The 17,306-nt window shown below is 44.8% G+C and carries 15 protein-coding genes; 4 read left to right on the top strand and 11 right to left on the bottom strand.

Features of this window, described 5'->3' with window-relative positions:
* Window positions 1-27 precede the first annotated feature (27 nt).
* The 3 genes from MgSA37_RS24975 to MgSA37_RS29255 all read left to right on the top strand — a co-directional run bounded on the left by MgSA37_RS24975 (window position 28) and on the right by MgSA37_RS29255 (window position 3,114).
* Complete coding sequence (locus tag MgSA37_RS24975) at window positions 28-948, top strand: hypothetical protein (protein ID WP_096356115.1); 921 nt, start codon at window positions 28-30, stop codon at window positions 946-948.
* Between the two features lie 133 nt (window positions 949-1,081).
* Window positions 1,082-2,788, top strand: a complete 1,707-nt coding sequence (locus MgSA37_RS24980; protein ID WP_232010727.1) for a glycoside hydrolase family 65 protein — start codon at window positions 1,082-1,084, stop codon at window positions 2,786-2,788.
* Window positions 2,789-2,802: 14 nt separating this feature from the next.
* Window positions 2,803-3,114, top strand: a complete 312-nt coding sequence (locus MgSA37_RS29255; RefSeq protein WP_232010728.1) for a hypothetical protein — start codon at window positions 2,803-2,805, stop codon at window positions 3,112-3,114.
* A 982-nt stretch (window positions 3,115-4,096) separates the two neighbouring features.
* On the opposite strand, the gene MgSA37_RS24985 is transcribed toward MgSA37_RS29255, so the two are convergent.
* Complete coding sequence (locus tag MgSA37_RS24985; protein WP_157750731.1) at window positions 4,097-5,536, bottom strand: HEPN domain-containing protein; 1,440 nt, start codon at window positions 5,534-5,536, stop codon at window positions 4,097-4,099.
* Between the two features lie 139 nt (window positions 5,537-5,675).
* Between MgSA37_RS24985 and MgSA37_RS24990 the strand changes: the two genes are divergently transcribed.
* Entirely contained in the window at window positions 5,676-6,089 is a 414-nt protein-coding gene (locus tag MgSA37_RS24990; RefSeq protein ID WP_096356119.1) for a helix-turn-helix domain-containing protein, read from the top strand.
* A 252-nt stretch (window positions 6,090-6,341) separates the two neighbouring features.
* Here MgSA37_RS24990 and MgSA37_RS24995 read toward each other — a convergent pair whose 3' ends face one another.
* From MgSA37_RS24995 to MgSA37_RS25040, 10 genes are all read right to left on the bottom strand, one after another.
* Window positions 6,342-6,767 (bottom strand): hypothetical protein, encoded by a 426-nt coding sequence (locus MgSA37_RS24995; RefSeq protein WP_096356121.1) that lies wholly within the window; start codon window positions 6,765-6,767, stop codon window positions 6,342-6,344.
* A gap of 93 nt (window positions 6,768-6,860) precedes the next feature.
* Window positions 6,861-7,865 (bottom strand): relaxase/mobilization nuclease domain-containing protein, encoded by a 1,005-nt coding sequence (locus MgSA37_RS25000; RefSeq protein ID WP_096356123.1) that lies wholly within the window; start codon window positions 7,863-7,865, stop codon window positions 6,861-6,863.
* The gene (locus MgSA37_RS25005; RefSeq protein WP_096356125.1) at window positions 7,855-8,250 is read right to left on the bottom strand and encodes a plasmid mobilization protein; all 396 of its coding nucleotides are present in this window, start codon (window positions 8,248-8,250) and stop codon (window positions 7,855-7,857) included. The genes MgSA37_RS25000 and MgSA37_RS25005 overlap by 11 nt, the downstream gene beginning before the upstream one ends.
* Window positions 8,251-8,534: 284 nt before the next feature.
* On the bottom strand, window positions 8,535-8,834 hold the full coding sequence (locus MgSA37_RS25010; protein WP_096356127.1) for a hypothetical protein: 300 nt from the start codon (window positions 8,832-8,834) through the stop codon (window positions 8,535-8,537).
* Window positions 8,831-9,100, bottom strand: coding sequence for a helix-turn-helix domain-containing protein (locus MgSA37_RS25015; RefSeq protein WP_096356129.1), 270 nt, complete (start codon window positions 9,098-9,100; stop codon window positions 8,831-8,833). Before MgSA37_RS25015 ends, MgSA37_RS25010 begins: the two co-directional genes overlap by 4 nt.
* A gap of 195 nt (window positions 9,101-9,295) precedes the next feature.
* Window positions 9,296-10,081, bottom strand: a complete 786-nt coding sequence (locus MgSA37_RS25020) for a hypothetical protein (protein ID WP_096356131.1) — start codon at window positions 10,079-10,081, stop codon at window positions 9,296-9,298.
* A gap of 282 nt (window positions 10,082-10,363) precedes the next feature.
* The gene (locus MgSA37_RS25025) at window positions 10,364-12,868 is read right to left on the bottom strand and encodes a class I SAM-dependent methyltransferase (RefSeq protein WP_096356133.1); all 2,505 of its coding nucleotides are present in this window, start codon (window positions 12,866-12,868) and stop codon (window positions 10,364-10,366) included.
* Window positions 12,852-15,389 carry a diguanylate cyclase domain-containing protein gene (locus MgSA37_RS25030; protein WP_096356135.1) on the bottom strand — a complete coding sequence of 846 codons (2,538 nt, stop codon included), beginning with the start codon at window positions 15,387-15,389 and terminating at the stop codon, window positions 12,852-12,854. The genes MgSA37_RS25025 and MgSA37_RS25030 overlap by 17 nt, the downstream gene beginning before the upstream one ends.
* The gene (locus tag MgSA37_RS25035; RefSeq protein WP_096356137.1) at window positions 15,382-16,305 is read right to left on the bottom strand and encodes an HAD-IIB family hydrolase; all 924 of its coding nucleotides are present in this window, start codon (window positions 16,303-16,305) and stop codon (window positions 15,382-15,384) included. The genes MgSA37_RS25030 and MgSA37_RS25035 overlap by 8 nt, the downstream gene beginning before the upstream one ends.
* Entirely contained in the window at window positions 16,286-17,299 is a 1,014-nt protein-coding gene (locus MgSA37_RS25040; protein WP_096356139.1) for a DNA adenine methylase, read from the bottom strand. Before MgSA37_RS25040 ends, MgSA37_RS25035 begins: the two co-directional genes overlap by 20 nt.
* Window positions 17,300-17,306: the final 7 nt, after the last annotated feature.

The raw sequence follows: 17,306 nt of genomic DNA on the forward strand, positions 1-17,306 counted from the left end.
AACAATTATGAATTAAAAATTTACAAAATGAAAACCAAAATTATTTACCCCTGCCTGGTGATGCTAAGCACCCTGTTTATCCTTTCTTCGTGCAAGAAGGATGTAACGTCAAGTTCAAAAACAACTACCACCACAACAACATCTACCTCAGCAACGGGCGCCATTGCCCTCACTAGCCTGGCCAGCACCGCTACCGGCACAACCGATACCATTTACCTGGTAAACTGCTTCCCGCCTCATGGCAGCAAAGATTCGGTTGCTTTTAGCGCATTGCCTTCTGCTATCGGCACTTATTTAACTACAAATTATTCGGGCTACACTTTTGAAAAAGCCTTTAAAACAACCGACAGCCTTAATGTAGCCAACGGTTTTGTAGTGATCATTAAATATAACGGCAACCTCATCGGCTTAAAATTCAGCACCACCGGAACGTTTGAGAATGTACTGGAGCAAAAAGATGGCGCTAATATGGGTCACGGCGGTATGGGATGGCATGAAGGCGGCCCATTCTGCGACAGGGATGGCAAGCACCGCGATACCATCGCATTATCAGCCTTACCAACAGCGGTATCAACTTATTTTACAACTACCTACCCTACAGATACGTTGCTGCATGCCTTTGTTACGCCTGATACTACTTATGTGCTTATCAGCAAAGACACTGTTCTTTACGCCACTAACATTACCGCCACCGGGACATTCATCAGCCGGATGAAAGTAGCGCCGCACAACGGCAAGTTTGCACAGGTAACACAGGCAAATTTATTGGCCAGCATTACCACTTACTTAACCACTACTTACCCCGGTTATGTGTTCCAGAATGCTTTCTCCGAAAGTTCAAAAGGTTCAATCATTGGGTATAGCGTATTTATTACGGCCAACAGCACCAACTACATTGTCATTTTCGACTCGACCGGCACTTTTGTAAGTGCGAAAGTGGTCCACTAAGCATAGCTTTTCATAATCATAATTAATCCCCCGGTTCCTGGTCATTCAGGGCCGGGGTTTTATTTTATATAATTAAAAAACATCCTGCCTGAAGATTTCGGCGAAACAGGCGATAAACACGGTGGGGCCAATCATGAAAGCAATAGGCCTGACAGGTAAACAACAGCTCCTCTTTATATTTTTTTTCATAATCAATTTTCTAACTGCTCACGCACAGGACCCCTGGAAAATAACCGCGACAAACATTGATCCTGCAAACTATTATGGTGTTACGGTCGCCAACGGAATGATCGGTCTGGTTTCATCACCTGAAATATTTAAGATAAAAAGTGTAACACTTGCGGGTGCCTATGATTCATATGGCCGGGGCAGGGTAAGCAATTTTCTGAATAGTTTTAATTTATTGAACATGTCGCTCGACATTAATGGCAAACGTGCCGAGGCAAGGAGCGTCAGCAACTATAAGCAGGAACTGGATATGCAGCACGGCTGTTTTACCGCAACCTTTGACCTTGGAGATGAAGCTTCAGTAAAATACAATTATTATGCGCTGAGGCAATTGCCTTTTACGGTTTTGATGGATATTACCGTCACTGCTAAAAAAAATATTACGATCAATGCTATAAGTGCCCTGGAAACACCGGATGCTTTGCGCGATGTTCAAAATTATTATAACGAGGTTGGCCCTATCAGCCTGCTTACTTCAACAGCAAAAAGCCCAACCGGCAAGTTGCTGCTTTGCGCCTCAAATACCTTTTTGTTTGATGAAGAACGCGGGCAGGAACCACATGTGACACACGAAATGTGGGATAGCAATCAGCATCAGATGAAATTCAGCAAAGCTATCGCCGCGGGGCAAACTTATCAGTATGCCGTTGCCGGATCATCAATTACGTCCGCGCATGATGCCGACCCGTTGAACCAGGCCGAACGTCTAACCATCTTTGCCAAACTGGAAGGCCGGGAACGCCTGATTAGACTTCATGAAAAAGCCTGGGACGATTTGTGGAAGAGTGATATTAAAATTGAGGGAGATCCGCAGGCGCAGCAGGATGTGCACAGTATGCTGTATCATTTGTATTCCTTTTCCCGAGCCGGCAGCGCTTATGCACCTTCGCCAATGGGGCTATCGGGCCTGGGCTATAATGGACATGTATTTTTGGATGCTGATCTGTGGATGTATCCTGGCCTGCTACTATTACATCCTGAAATTGGCAAATCTTTTGTAGAGTATCGTTACCAGCGCTTAGGGGCAGCAAAGCAAAATGCCTTTGCGCATGGCTATAAAGGAGCCATGTTTGCCTGGGAAAGCGCTGATAGCGGTGTAGAGGAAACACCTGTTTGGGCGCTGAGCGGCCCGTTTGAACATCACATTACTGCCGATGTTGCCATTGCCGCCTGGAATTATTATAGTGTTACCCAGGATAAGCAATGGTTACAGGAAAAAGGCTGGCCGATCCTGTCTGCAACAGCTGATTTTTGGGCAAGCCGGGTGGAAAGAAATGGCCCGGGACATTATGACATTAAAAATGTTGTTGCGGCAGATGAATATGCCAATAATATAGATAACAATGCCTTTACCAACGCTGCTGCAAAGGCCAATTTGCAACATGCCGCCGCCACCGCAAAAGTATTGGGAATAAAACCTGACCCTGATTGGGATACAGTCGCTCAAAATATCCCTGTATTAAAGTCTCCCGATGGTGTGACTAAAGAGTTTGAAACCTATAAAGGTGAAAATATTAACAGGCCGACGTTAACCTGCTGGCTTATCCGCTACATGAAGTTACTGACCCTGCAGGTATTAAAAAAGACCTTGAATACTATGAATCCAGAGTAGATAATGGCCCCGCCATGACGCATGCTATCTTTTCCATATTGTATGCAAGGCTGGGCGACGGAGAGAAAGCGTTCCTCGCATTTAAGAACGGATACAAGCCTAACGCATTGCCGCCGTTTGGTGTGCTTGCTGAATCAGCGGGAGCAACCAACCCATATTTTGCTACCGAAGCAGGCGGATTGATACAGGCTATGCTGAATGGCTTTGGAGGACTGGAGATTACTCCAAGTGGAATTATCCAGGTAAAATCAAAATTACCAGCTCAATGGAAGTCCCTAAAGCTGACAGGGATAGGAATTGATAAGAAAACATATTTGGTAAAATGAAGAGTCTGAATGGCGAGTTCAGGCAGATTGAAGAACTTCCATCCTTGAGAAGGTGATAAACAAAAGATCAATAAAAATGAGGTTGATCTGAATTTTGTTGATGGCATTTCGGGCTGAGATACATAAGACATATTTTAACTAAAAGTCTGTACCTTCTCGCATCATTACGCAGGGAGCGCAGGTTTGAAAGTCGACACCGACAGCATCGTTTAGTCGAGCTTAACCTTCATGATGAATATTGAATTGACTGAAAGTGACTTTTATCTGCTCCGCAGCGTTTTATTTTCGGGTGTGTTTTGCTTATTAATGGCAGAGATTGTCAGAGTGAGCAATGGATGTATTGTTAACGAACTAAATAACAACTCTATCAAACCCCATTTATGGAGACTTTTGCATTCTCCAGGGCGCCAATTTGGTGATTGTACAATGCCTCAGCAGTCAATATTTCTTGTTGAAAATAAGACTTCCAATATAACTCGGAACGGAGTGTCACGATTGCGCACATCATGCCATATTTACCGCTTAGGCACCAAAAGCGAAAGGCGGATGAAATGTCAAGGCCGAAGCGCCGCTGAAAAACAAATAAAAAACGCTTCGTTTATATAGCCTTTACGTTTCATTCCGCCGTCGGTAACTTTGCCGGATACGGTGAAATTGGAATTCATTAGAGGGTAGGAAAAGGCAGGTGTGTTATGAGGAACGAATTTCACTCCTGCCAGAGGCAGCGAGGCGGACGGCGTAATGAAACCCAGTGCGATAGCGCGTGGTGCAATGAAGCCGCCTGCCGTAGCTGCGTGGTTCCAACGAGGTGTATTTTTTAGGCTTTCAGCAGCAAGGCCGGGCAATCAGCTACTGACTACCCGCCATGCCACTTAGGGTCCCTAGCAGTTCTATTTTAAAGGTGTTAAGCAATTGTCAGAAGTAAGGCAGGGCGGATCGGTTATTCGCGCGCCAATACAGCTGAGGGTGTCGACATTTAGCATCATTCCATATTTTTAATAAATTGCTTGTAAATCCTTTCTGCCGAATAATTCAGCTTTTTTACCTGTTCTGAAAGTATTCGTACTGATTCCTCATCCGGGTTAAATGCGCTGTTATATCGTGATTGCGAATAAGCATTTTGCAATAACGTGAATATTTGAGCCCCCTCTGTTGTATCTGGTTCAAATACATTTCTTAATTCATCGGAAAACAATAAGGTTAAACTTAGTAATCTCGATAAATTATGCATTTGCACCCGATAACCGATTACTGCCTGTATGATCCCTTTTAAAACGCTTTCAACCGATTGATGCAAAAGGAAAGCAGCAAGCCTGAAATTATGATCAGTCTTGTAGAGTTCCGATCCCTTTAAAAATTCCTTACCCTGTATTCCCCATCTTTCCCAATTAAACTTTGCCCGTTCCAATAAAAGTTCTTTGCTTATTTCTTTGGGTTCAGGCAGAACCAGCTCCGGGGATTTATAAAGTGTTACCCCATTATTGATGACAGAAGACCAGAAACGTTCGCCGATATTAAGCGATTCCTTTGCACTGTTTGCTTTGTGTACAATCGCATGTACCTTTGCAAGGTATTGGCAGTTGTCTTCTATCTTATTGCTGATTTCGTGTTCCGGCGTCTTTTCTTCGTTGCTTGTTAAAACAAGCAGGTAGAAGGTAAAAGGCGCGGGATGGGTACCTAAATGAATAATCATCTCAACTTGCGGACACCGTTTTAGAATCAGGTTTTTGAGTTCCTCCAGGGCAAGCTTTTCTGCCGGTGTAGGATTTGGCTTTATTGTTCGCAGTTCGATTGGCTCAGTAGAAAATCCTTCTATAGCAGTTCCACTCTTGCTCCGCTTTAATTCCGGCTTTCCGCTTTCCCGCTGATAAATCAGCCATGCTGCCGAATATAATTTGAGGAGGTTTTCGTAAACTGCAATAATCTCTCCGGCATATAAGCCTTCTGTATCCGCATTATTATAAAGCGCCACATGGGACCATTCGTGCAAGTGATCCCGATATGCCTGTGGTTTGATTTTTTTAAATACTTTTTTTACTGCGATATAGGGATTGAGCTGCTCTTTTAGCGTTAGGTTCTTGGGATAGTATTCCCATTGTTCCTTTTCGGCTTCCAATTGCGCTTCGGTCAGCTTCTCCTGTTGATAAGAAAAATTCTTATATGTACACAACAGCAGGAACATTGCTTCCAGCAGCTTTAAATTGAGATCATAAACAAAAAGCAGGGTGCCGGGGCCGTGTCGTTTTTCATTGTAATGCTCATCATTGACTACATAGTAGCGCCATTCCTTTAACCGCTTGCCGTGTCCTTTTACAGAATCTGCGAAAAAAAAGTCAGCGACAACAGACATTGGATTTTCAATCTCGTGCTGGCGAAGTGTTTTTGGGTAATGTTCCCAGGGTGCATATTTGTCGAAGTACATAAGCCATTTCTTTAAACCGGCCTGTATTAACCGGCAGCACAAAAAAAGGCAAGCCATCCCTGTACCGAACCAAAACCATTTGTACTTTACAACTATATGGTTGTTTTGTATCTTTACGTTTTAATAATACATTTGACCTATGGAAGCTACCTTACACATCGGCAGAAAAATTAGCAAAATAAGAGAGTTACGTGGCATGAAACAGGAAACTCTTGCTACGGAATTAGGCATCAGTCAACAGGCTGTTTCTAAAATTGAGCAAAGTGCCGCATTGGAAGACGAGGTTTTGGAAAAGGTAGCAAAGATTTTGGGAGTGACTTCCGCCGCCATAAAAAGCTTTAGTGACGAAGGGGTAATAAACTACTTTAATACCTTTAACGACAATAGTTTTAACAATGGAGCTTACAACGCTTTCAGTTGTAATTTTAATCCAATTGAAAAATGGATGCAAGTAATCGAAGAAAACAAAACGCTTTATAATGAAAAGATCGCTCTTTTGGAACGTCTTCTACAAGCCGAAAAAGAAAAAAACGAAGTCCTTAAAGGCAAGTAGCCAGTTATAAAATATCCAGCTATTTTGTATCAAGATATTTTATTTCCAGCTACTCTGTAACAAGATATTTTGTATCGGGATATTTTATAACCAGATCTCATCTATAAATTATCTTCTTTTACCTCCAACAGCAAATCGGATTAGAGCGCAGCGATTTTCCGTTTTGCCCATTTCAGGTGAGCCTGACGGCTGGATGGGCAGACCCAGGGTGGCAGGTAGTATCCAGCCGTTTGGCGCAACCTTCGCCGCCTGCTATTTCGAAGCGCTATTTTTAGCTTTTTCTTCTGCGACATTTTTGAGGCTGTCTGCATTCTTTTCATAAGCTGCATTAACCTTTCCTGTAGATACGGGGTATAGCGCCTGCATGATCTCAAATTTATCTGCATCGGTTTCAATTCTATGGTTTTCTATCCGGTAACCCACTGCCAAGCCAACAGCAACTGCCGTTATTGCTGTCAAAATGCCTACAACGGCCAGGTAACCCCAGGATTTCGATTCGAAACTGTGATGATGCCTGGTTAAAACGACTTTCGGAATGGCCGTGATCTTTTTATCGAGGGTTTCAAAAACGTTTGCAAATAGCTGTGCGCTGTATTCTTTATGAAAGGTTTCCAATAGCTCATTCGTCAGGTGCGTTTTTCCAATAAGTGTTTCGATCTTTTTTGTCAACGCCTCCATTTTGACACCGTCAAATGATTTTTAACATCTTCATTGTTTTTCTTTATCAGATTGTTTAATACCTCGTCCAGGTAATCTACTTTATCCTTCAGTTCATTTATTCCGCTCATCGCCTAAGGTATTGTTGTCTTTTCTTCTTCTTTTGGGTTCAGGTTCAGGCGCTATGTTTATGCTTATCCCCTGAACAGCCATTCGCAACTGGTCGGCTAATGAGGGTTTATTAGTTTCAGCGGGCTGTCGTTCAAGCGATATTACATCGCTATTATCATAACCGCCTTCGTCGTCATCTTCCGGTTCGTCCCAATCTTCAGCATACCAAGGGTTTTCTTCCTGGCTTTGTTTATTAAAAAATACAGGTTCCCGGAACTGGCTGGCCTGCATGTCAATCGTTTTACTCAAATTGGCAAAACTCAGACTGCGGTCTATTTCTGATCCCTTGAATTTAAATTCGCCTTTACTAAAACTAATACCCTGTATTTCGCCGGTGCCGCTCTTGTACTTGTAATGGAGCGTAATCCCTTGTTTGGCTAATTCCTTTTGCAGTTCGTCCATACTTTTAACTTTACTGCTTGTTACCTTGATAGCATGATACAATTCATATTTCAGCTTGTCCGTCCCGGTCAGCCTTTTTTCATTAACGCTTTCTTTCCCGGCTGAAAGAAAAAAACCATGTTTTATGGTAAGATCCTTGCATACTTTTACATTCCGGCTTTTCATGAAATTGTCCGGGATAGTTTTGCCTTCATTGTCGACCCGGTTATAGATCAGGTGCAGATGCGGGTTTTGACTGTCATGATGCCTGACTATTAAATATTGAGTATTCAATATCTTCATCCGTTCCAGGTATTCTTCAGCTACCTGTACCATCTTTTCATCGGTAAGCAGGGACAGATCATTAGAGCTCCAGCTTAAAGCAATATGTCCTACCGCCATGCCCAGGCTGGGGTTGCTCTTACGCTGCATATTAAAGTCGGCAATGGTATGCGACATCTGATCTGTCCTTATACCGTCAGCATTAAGGATAACCGCATCTTTTTTGGATACTGCGTAGCGGATACAACCTGCAAAGGTTTTACCGATCATGATCTTACCTATCATCTTTATTAATTGCCTTTAATGTCTGGTCAATCTCCAATAACAATTCCCGACATTTTCCGGCTACAGAATGCAGCCCCCACCGGTAGGCCAGTTTCATCAATTGGTTAAGGTTATTGGCTAAGCCCGCCAGCATCCGAAGGAGGCTGAGTTCCTCAGCTTTCAGTCGGGGAACAACCCTTGCGCTTTTTATTGCTGCCCTTACCCAATCACTGGTTTTTATGCCTGCTTCTTTCGCTTTTGAATCCATCATAAAACGCTCGGTAGCCGATAGCCTCACCCTGATATCCAGATCCCGTTTGACGGGCTTTCGCGGTGCGCCGCCTTTGTTTTTATTTTCTTTTTCAGCCAGCGGAAAGCTGGTTTTCTTTTTCCGTTCGAATACCATTTTTGCTACTGCTTAATAGTCAATTCAAGTTTTAATCGCCCTATCCCTTTTTGAAACCAACGGGCGCAAAAAGCAAGTTTGCACTGGTGCTGAAAGCAGCAGGGAGGTTTTTGTGGAACAAAAACACAAACTTGCTCCTTCAAAGTAGCTAAGAATTCTAACAGCCCGGTACTTTGTACCGGGATACATTTTAAAAGCCTGCCGGGCTTCGCCCGGTGCCTCTGCCGAGGCTCCGCATCGTTGCTGTTTCTGGCTCGACTATACCACCATTCTTATTGCATATTTTAGGTGCAGCCTGCGCTTGTAACTAAGGTTATCCTGCTTGCAATATGCTTATCGAACGAGGGTTCATAAATGACGTAATCCTGGCCGATCAGTTCCTTTAAGCATTTATGATAAGTCGCCGGAGACCGGATGCCGGAGATCGACATCAGCCGGCTTCGCGTCACTCTGAAAGGAGTGCTGTATTGCTGTTCCTGCCATAAGGAAAGTATAGCCGTATAGAGACTGATATGAAAAGGACCTAGCCCTTTGTGGCGCTGGATGGCTTTTAGCAATGCCAATTCCGGGGGTGCCTTTTTCATTTGGCACCTCCGTTTTCTAACAGCTTCATGATGTCCTGGTAACGATAGTACATCATACCACCTATTTTGGAATAGGTCAGTGTCCCGTTAATGCGCAGGTTCTGCAGGGTGCCTGGTGAAATCCCTAACAGTTTTCTTACCTCGGCGCTTTTCAGCCATTGTTTGTTTTCTTGTTTTGCATTCCCGCCAAATGCCTCCTTCATTTCCTGAAACAGTTCTGCCTTGAACTGTTTCAGGTCTTCTTTTGTTAAAATCTCTACTTGCATCTGTATTCCGTTTTTTGGTTAACAGGACGAATGTAAAGTGCTGCATAGCTGAAATCATGACCGTCAGATTTCGCTGGTCATGTATAGGAGACGAACAAGATGAGTGTTTTAGACTTTACTAATGGATTTAATGCCAGGTAACTTCCGGAAGAAAAAACAAAGTCTAAGCCGGCAAACAGGATATATAAAAAGGCTTTAGGCTTTATTGCTTTTCTTCGATGCCTTTTTTACGGTCTCCGGTATTATTTTAAACAGCTTGTTTTCCAATGGAATGGATGTGCCCTTCACGCTTACATCGTTTTGTTTATCCGAGAAGTAATTCTTGGTGGTTTCTATCGGGATATCTTTCCCGTCAATTGAAAAGTATTTACTGATCATTTTGTAATATGGCGTTTTGTAATCGCAGCGGAGTAGCTTTCTGTCTGATGGTAATTGCAAGTCCCGCAGTTGCTGAATTAAATCAATCACGGTGGGCAAATGACCTTCTTCTATTCTGATCTTCTGAACCACATCAAATTCTTTTATTTCATTGAGTTGCTTCTCTAAAGCTGCAATCTGGTTTTGCAACCGTGCAATAGTTGCATCTTTTTCTGTATTGACCTCATGCTGCGGACGCACATACCATTGATCAATCGAGTTTAGGTAATCAGTAAATGCCCGTAGCTGCGCCTTTTGTACATTGGTTCGCTCATGCTTTGTTTTCGAATTTGGGTTGTCTTCTTTGATCAAACCCGCAATTCCGTCCTGAACAATATCGCGTACGTGCTTATAAAATTCAACCTCCTCGGACCCTTCATTAACTTTTAAAAAATGCGATAGGTGATATTTATAAAACGCTTCAAATTCATTTTCTTTCCGATCATATAAATTATTCAGGAAATGGCGGTCATAGTGGCCTTTCCACCAGGAAAAGGGCATGCCTATGTCGAACGGGTGTTCGCGCTTTTTGAACCGGGCCAGGGGTTTGAAGTATTCTTTCATAGTGCTGTATTATTGACCACAAGAACAAAGATGATAAAATATAGTTTATGCCCTATAACTCTATGTCTTGCGATTGATACTTCTATGTTGGCGAATACTTGCTTACGAGAATTTTTATTGATACCATTAAGCAAAAAAATGCAGTGAATTTATTTATAATGTTCAGTTATCCTTCATTTTTATGATAATATATAAATCTTGATTCATAGTAAACAAGAAACCGTGAAATACTAAAAATCAAGTGTTTTCGGGGCTAATTTAACTTAATCCATTGTAGTTCTATCATTTCGGCTTCGGTGAAAAATGGATATAATATTCCTTGATCTGTTTAGGCGCCCTTCCACCTTGGCCTTTATATTCATATGGAATTTCAAAGGATTCCACCGAACACTGCGTTCTGGCCACGACCTCATAAATGATCTCCAAACAGTCAGCCGCGGCACTGTTGGAATAGCTCCAACCACAGGAACAGTCATTTTCGAGTAAAACGGTAAACATGCCTAAAAACTCCCGCTTAAGTTTGCCCACATCCCTCGTAAAGAAATTGGACCGGAAACGAGCTCCGCTTTTTTTATCAGGTATCCGCCCCAGGCCCGTGAGGTTATAATATTTGTAATCTACCAAGGTTTCCAGCACATGATAATAGCGGCTGTATTCATCACGTGTATAGGGTGCATCAATGTATACAAACTTGTTCTGCGTTTTGAATTTCTTGACGAAACCTGCTACCGCTTTGGGCCAGGGGCCATCAATTGGCTGGATCAGCGATAATTGCTTAGACTGGCTTTCATGTGCAAAAGCCCGCAGCCTCGCTTCAAATTCACTCAAGACCGAAAGGCTGCGCTGTTCGACTAGGCGGATGAACTCATTGTCGGACAAGCTAGCTGCATCCTTATATTTCGGTTGGGCAAAATGACCAGCATAGGTATTACCGACCGCGCTTACCGTTGCGATCATGGCGCCTAGTGCCCAGATCCGCTCTCCGGGATCTTGCAATTGTTCGATCGCATATCTTAAGCTATCGATCTGCAGCGACTGTTTGACCCCAAAAAAAATATTGCTATAGGCGATCGCAAAAAGTTCGAATGGTACGTCCTGCCCCTGGCTTTGTTTAACGCGATAGTGTTCTTGGTAGTCCGGGTTGTCAAAGGCATACTGACGACAAAATTCACTGTAAGCCAGCTTATTATCCGGGCCGATGCGTCGGTGAAATGCGTCGTCTTCGGCGATGAGCGCGGGCTCGTACCACTTTTCCGCCTCCAACAGGTTCTGAATTATGTAGGGCCTGAGTTTTTCCAGTACCAACTCGGCTTTAGCTGTAGAGAATCCGCTTCCCTGGACTACCGCTAATATCCGGCTGAAACTCATAGCGTCAGACACCCAAGTCGGATAACGCATCGCCAAGATACTGGACACGGCGCCCGCGCCGCACATCAAGTCTAAAGCCACATAAGAACTGGGCACGAGGGATTTGATCGCCGCAAAAAGGAAATGGCGGAGCGATTTTTTTGAACCCATATAAGAGGCGGAATTCGCAAAAATGGTCGCCCGCGCGGATTCGATAGACAAGTTGTCCACATTGGCTTGTTCGAACAACAGCTTCAGTTTGGCTGAACGGATGGTCACCCGGACACTTTCGCCGATTGGGAAATAGATGGGACTGATATTCGAACGATCATCATCATTATGGATCAACAGTGCGATCAATAGCGCCGGATTGAATTCTTCATGAGATAACCTGTTCTCCCGACTGAATTCAAGCCGAATACCGCCGCAATCCAGCACGTAGATCTTATCATATAATTCTAGGCTGCCATATTCCCAGGTAGCTATTGTTAAAAAGCTAAAGAAAGGTTTCAGGCGTACTACATCTGCTTTTAGGAACACCAGCGATCCTTCCAATTCGTAACTTGGCAGCAGTGCATAACGGATCAGATATTTTAACAGCTGACCGGTCTCGATCTCCGCATGGAGCAAACCGGCGATAATATCTTGTGTCTCCGCTTGGCTGATAAAGGGGCTGGCCGTTTTTCGGAATTGATAGATTTCACTCTTGCCATAGGTAGCTACCAGCGCGACTTCCGCTCTAACCGATTCGAAAAATTCCAAGGCGTTCTCCAGACCGATCCGCTTGTGAAAATTGGCTATGACGATCCCCCCGATTCGGAGTTTTTGCCAGATCAATTCATAAGTAGTGCGTCCTTTGATGAAATGAAAGCTATACGACCCGAATACCGCATCAAAATAATAATCTTCATGCCGCGCCAAGGTCCGGGCATTCAGCATTTGCAGGCCCGCCTGTTTGGACAAGCTCTCCATTTGTGGACTGATATCATGACCGTAAAGGCTGATCCTTGACCAGGTAGGATTTTCTTTTTTGACGATAGCTGAGATCCCGGAACCTGAACCCAGGTCAAGCACTTGGAGCACTGCCTTTGCCGGGAATTTCGCTTCAATCCGAGTGAAATACTGGGCGATCAGCTCGCTGTTCAATTTTTTATCGATCAGGTGCTCATATCTAGACGAGATATAATCAAAGAAAGAGCGATAGATTTCGTCTGTCTCTTCCCCGTAATCAAAAAGATAAAAATCATCCATCACTTTCATAACCAGCGGAAGGGCCAGATCCGTCATAAAAGCCTCAATTGCCCCAGCCTGTAGCTGAATGACTTGGATGGAACGGTAAGTTACTACACGGCCATCGCTCGCGGTGACCTCCTCGTGGTTTAAACGGTAACCGGCTGGTAGGATGAGGTAACCATAGGAATGATCAGATACTGGCGTCATTGATAATGCTTTTAGCGATTGCCTGACCTTGTTCATCCATAAAAATATGTAAACTACTCGCGATATAGGAAACTTTATCGAAAGTAATATTGATACCCTTCGCGTTCATTCTTTCCTGGAGCAGGGCCTGAATATGTTCGCCATATTTGACCGAGCCGTACAAACTGTATGGAAAGCCGACTAAGGCTTCTACCGTACGCCAAGTATAGCTGAAAACGAGCCCTACCGACTTCGTGTTCCTGACTCGGGGAATAATCCGCACAGAAACAAGTCCGAGGGGCTTCAGGTCATCGGGCTTGATCTGGTTCGGAATGATTAGAATTGCCCGTCTGGTTGAATATTGCTTGTGGATCGATTCTTCGATATGTTTTAGAACGGCGTCCAGCTGTTTATTCAAATGAACAGCGAACAGACCATCCTCCTTAAGGAACAACTTTTCAAAATAAGTTTCAAATTTTTCCTTGTCGGCCCGGTAGTAAAAAGGGATAAGATCCCTAGTCGGGTTGGATAATTCCACCTTAAAATCTATCAGCTCGCCCAGGAATCCACGTGCCTGGTCGCGAATACTGTTACTGGCTGTGGAGAGCCTGGCAACTTCCAGCATCAGGGGGTAAGCTTCCGCCAGGGTTTTGACCTTAAAACCATCTTCCGCTGTAAGGGCATAATCCTTGATGCGAACATCTTTTTGCAAAAATACCGGCGGCCTGTCATCGGCAGGCATTAGCTGCTGTGTGACGATATCCTTACCATCGGTGACCAGTACTGCATAGGCTTTGGCGATCTGCTCTATCGAGTCATATTGTTTAACCGCATCCTTCAGCCGGGTCCTGGTATTATCAATCGCCGAATGCGTAGTACGGATCTTATAGGTGATCGTTTCGATGCCTTGCTTATCGAGTTTACCGGCTGCGATCCGCTCCAGCCATTCTACTGTATTGCTGCCATACTGTCGTTCGCCGATGATGTATACAAATTTGATGTTCGGGTCAGCGTTGATCTGGTTGACCACTTTTGCTAACGCCAGTTCCCAGAAATCCGGCAGGCCGCCGCCCATGCTTGGGCGGTCATCGACGGTAATAATATCACCAAAAATGCGCTCAGGGGCATTGAGCTCATTATGACCTATCCTGACCAATATCGCCACTGGCACGATCTCATTTTGGAAGAACGTACCGATCTTCAATTCGATAGCCGACGTCGAGGCCAGGCTTAATACCTCATGTTTATTCGAAAACAAGGCTATTGCAGTGCCGGTATTCCGGATCTCGTAAAAATGCGCGTCACGTCCAGCAACATCTTGCATGACGATACCGCGATTGACAGAGATCAGGATATCAAAGGCAGAAAAGTCCTTGGTATAATCCGGGACATCTGTGTACTCATGAAACGCGGCGCAATTTTCCGTATAGCCTGGCTGAATCCAATCTAGGACCTCGCTGATCGTGCTTAAGGGTTGGCCGGCTGAAAGGATTCGCACGACCTCTTCCGTGATCAAATTTAACCAGACATTTCTGAATATTCGTTTGGCCGGCGAAACTTTTAAATTGAGTTTGCTGGCATTTGCAGTAAATTCATTGAGTGGCGGAATGTCGAGTGTGCTCTGCGCCGCATTATGTAGATTCGCGGTCCGGTAGCGCTTTTTGCCTTCCTCGTCCTTAGCAGCCTGCTCGGCAAACTTAATCTCGGATGTAAAGGAAAGGTCATCATTGGTTTGCGTATACCGGATATTGATGCCGACCGTGATCTCCGACTCCAGTTTTTTACTTCCCTGTTCGGTCGGGATCTCGAAGGAGCTGGACTTGAGCGTTTTTTGGAAATCATAGGCGAAAGCCAATCCTTCCTCGATATACATGGTAAAGAGTAGGATAATGAACTCATCCCCTTTGTCATGCAAAAGGATGGCAGGTTTATCGATTACAAACCGGGTAAACAGCGCTGCCATTTGTAACAACACGAGGTCCCCCGCGGCATCGCCATGGGTCCGGTTGAGATCATGGAACTGGTCGAGATCACAATATAAGATCGTGATGTAATGACATTTGCTTTTATAGAAGGATAAAGTAGAGTTGATCAGTTGCCCGGTCCCAGGTACGAGCTTTGTCCAGATACGTGTGTTCTCGTCACGTGAGGAGGTTTTCCAGAATGCCTCAATCAGCAGCCTGACCAGACGTGTGACCTCATCCTTATCCGTACCATCCTTCTCTATATTCTTTTTATACCAAATGGAGTATTCGTAGCGGAACCAGTTATGACCATCAAGGTATTGTGTGTTGAGATTATCGGCTGCCTGTCCCGCCGGCACCTGCTCATATTCAAAGATCACGCTGTTCTGATCGTTAGATTTGATCGTGAACTTAAGGCCAGTGATCTTCGAGTTGGGATGACCGATCACCTTGTCGAGAATGACCGCAAAGTCGGCGTATGTAAATAACGCGCTTCTTAAAAAGCCGACTACTTCCGTGACATAATCCTGCCACTTACCGGCACTATGTTCGAATACAAAATCAGTTAATTTATTCATCGTGATAACGTTTAGATTGCTTGATGAGCCTCAGTACTTCGATGACACCAGAGGCTACGTTGTGACTGCATACATATTTCGCGGCGCTGATCGCACTGTCGGTGCCATTAGATACCGCGATGCCGGTGCCCACCCAGCTTAGCATCTCGACATCGTTATCATTGTCACCGATGGCGGCAAAGTCAATGGCGGAAAGTTTGAGCGTGTCGGCGACAAAGCGCAAGGCCTCGGCTTTATTGCTGCCGGCTGGCCGGATCTCTATGTAAGCGAAACCGCTGGATGTGACCGATATTTCGGGCATGGCCGCCAATCGCTCCAGGATGCGCTCTTTATCACCGGGAATGATGTTACGGATATCGATCAGTATAGCGGACGGGGCATTCACCAGGTATGAGGCATCAAACTCCCAGATGATTGGCATTTGGTTAAACTCCGTGGCGAGCGAACGGTCACGACCGAATCCCAATACATATTCCAAACGGTCCAAGGTGTCAAAAAGATCTTTTTCCTTACCTACATAATAATAGGCAAAAACATTGACCGCAAACAGATCGCTCAGCGCGGCGATCTCGGTTAACACCAGATTCGGGATCGTCTTCCGGTACAGTACTTCATAAGTGTTGTTATTGATCACCACCGAACCATTATATAAAATGATGGGAAGGTCGCGGGTGTGGTAAAGTAGCCTAATGGCCGGTTTGGCGCCGGTTAGGGTACGCCCAGTAGCTATGATCAGGCCGGTTTTATTACGTCCGTAGTTCAGGCGTTTTATCAGCCAGATAATATTCTCCCAGACCTCGAGTACAGCAGAGCCTGAGATGGTACCATCTAGGTCCACGGCAATCATCTTGATCCTTGAAAATGATTGAAGTTGACTCAGGTCGGCTTGGGCTATATCACGCAGGCCTTTGTTCATTGTGGATCAGGTACAATAAAGTGGATGACTTGCGCTCGGCCCGTTTGGTAGAATAGCCGAGGCTCTGGATATCAATGCGGGTTGTTGAGGCATACTGCTGAAATACCGCATCCAATTTGGATTGTGGGATCAGCCCGTTCGGACAATAATGGAAAAGCAGCAAATTATAATCGGCATGGGCCAAGATATCTTCCAGCGACAGTAGTGCGGATGAGGCTCCGTAAAAGTCTGAAGGAATGTCCAGGTCGAAATGACAGACGCCGGCTTTGCCCGTCACCTGAGGTGTAATACCGCGGGCGATGGCCTCCGGCAAATGGTAATAGCCATGATACCTGCGGTCGTTGTATGGCGGATCAAGATAGATAACGTCATAATGCCGCCGTTTGATCAGTTCCAGCGCATCGCCAAGGTCAGATTCGCCAGCAAAAGCTCCGTTCACCGGCATGATGAACTCAAAGCGGAATTCCCTGGAGGCCTTGATCGAAAACTTTTTCAAATATGCATAATAAGTGCCGGCGGTATTCGCCACCCTGTCCATCGATTCAATGAGCGAGGCCATCAGGAAAGCATATTCCTGAAAGGTGATCAATCCCCTTTCCTGAAACGAGATAATTTGTTGCCAACAGGCTTCGATCCTAGCCGCATTCGCCAGCGTAAAATATTGCCGCCGAACGGCAAAATTTTCAACGAACCAGCCGGACACGTCCGGGATTTGGTTTAAATAGGTTGGTAGACCCATTGCATCGGTAATGCTTAAGGTTGTTTTGACGGCATTAAATGATGGCGGCTCATTGAACGCAAGCTTGGCAACCTGGATATAATGAGCGAATAATAGAAGATCACCAGTATAGACGTGGAACCCTTTATGCTTGAAATAAGCACCTACCGTCGATGTCCCGCCGAACGGATCACAGAAAGTCCCTGCCGTCCGGTATGGGGATACTGAACGGAAAATCTCTTCGATAGAACTGGACTTTGAACCAATGTAGCGCATTTTTAAT

This window comes from Mucilaginibacter gotjawali, from assembly GCF_002355435.1.
In the GTDB taxonomy this organism is placed as follows: domain Bacteria; phylum Bacteroidota; class Bacteroidia; order Sphingobacteriales; family Sphingobacteriaceae; genus Mucilaginibacter; species Mucilaginibacter gotjawali.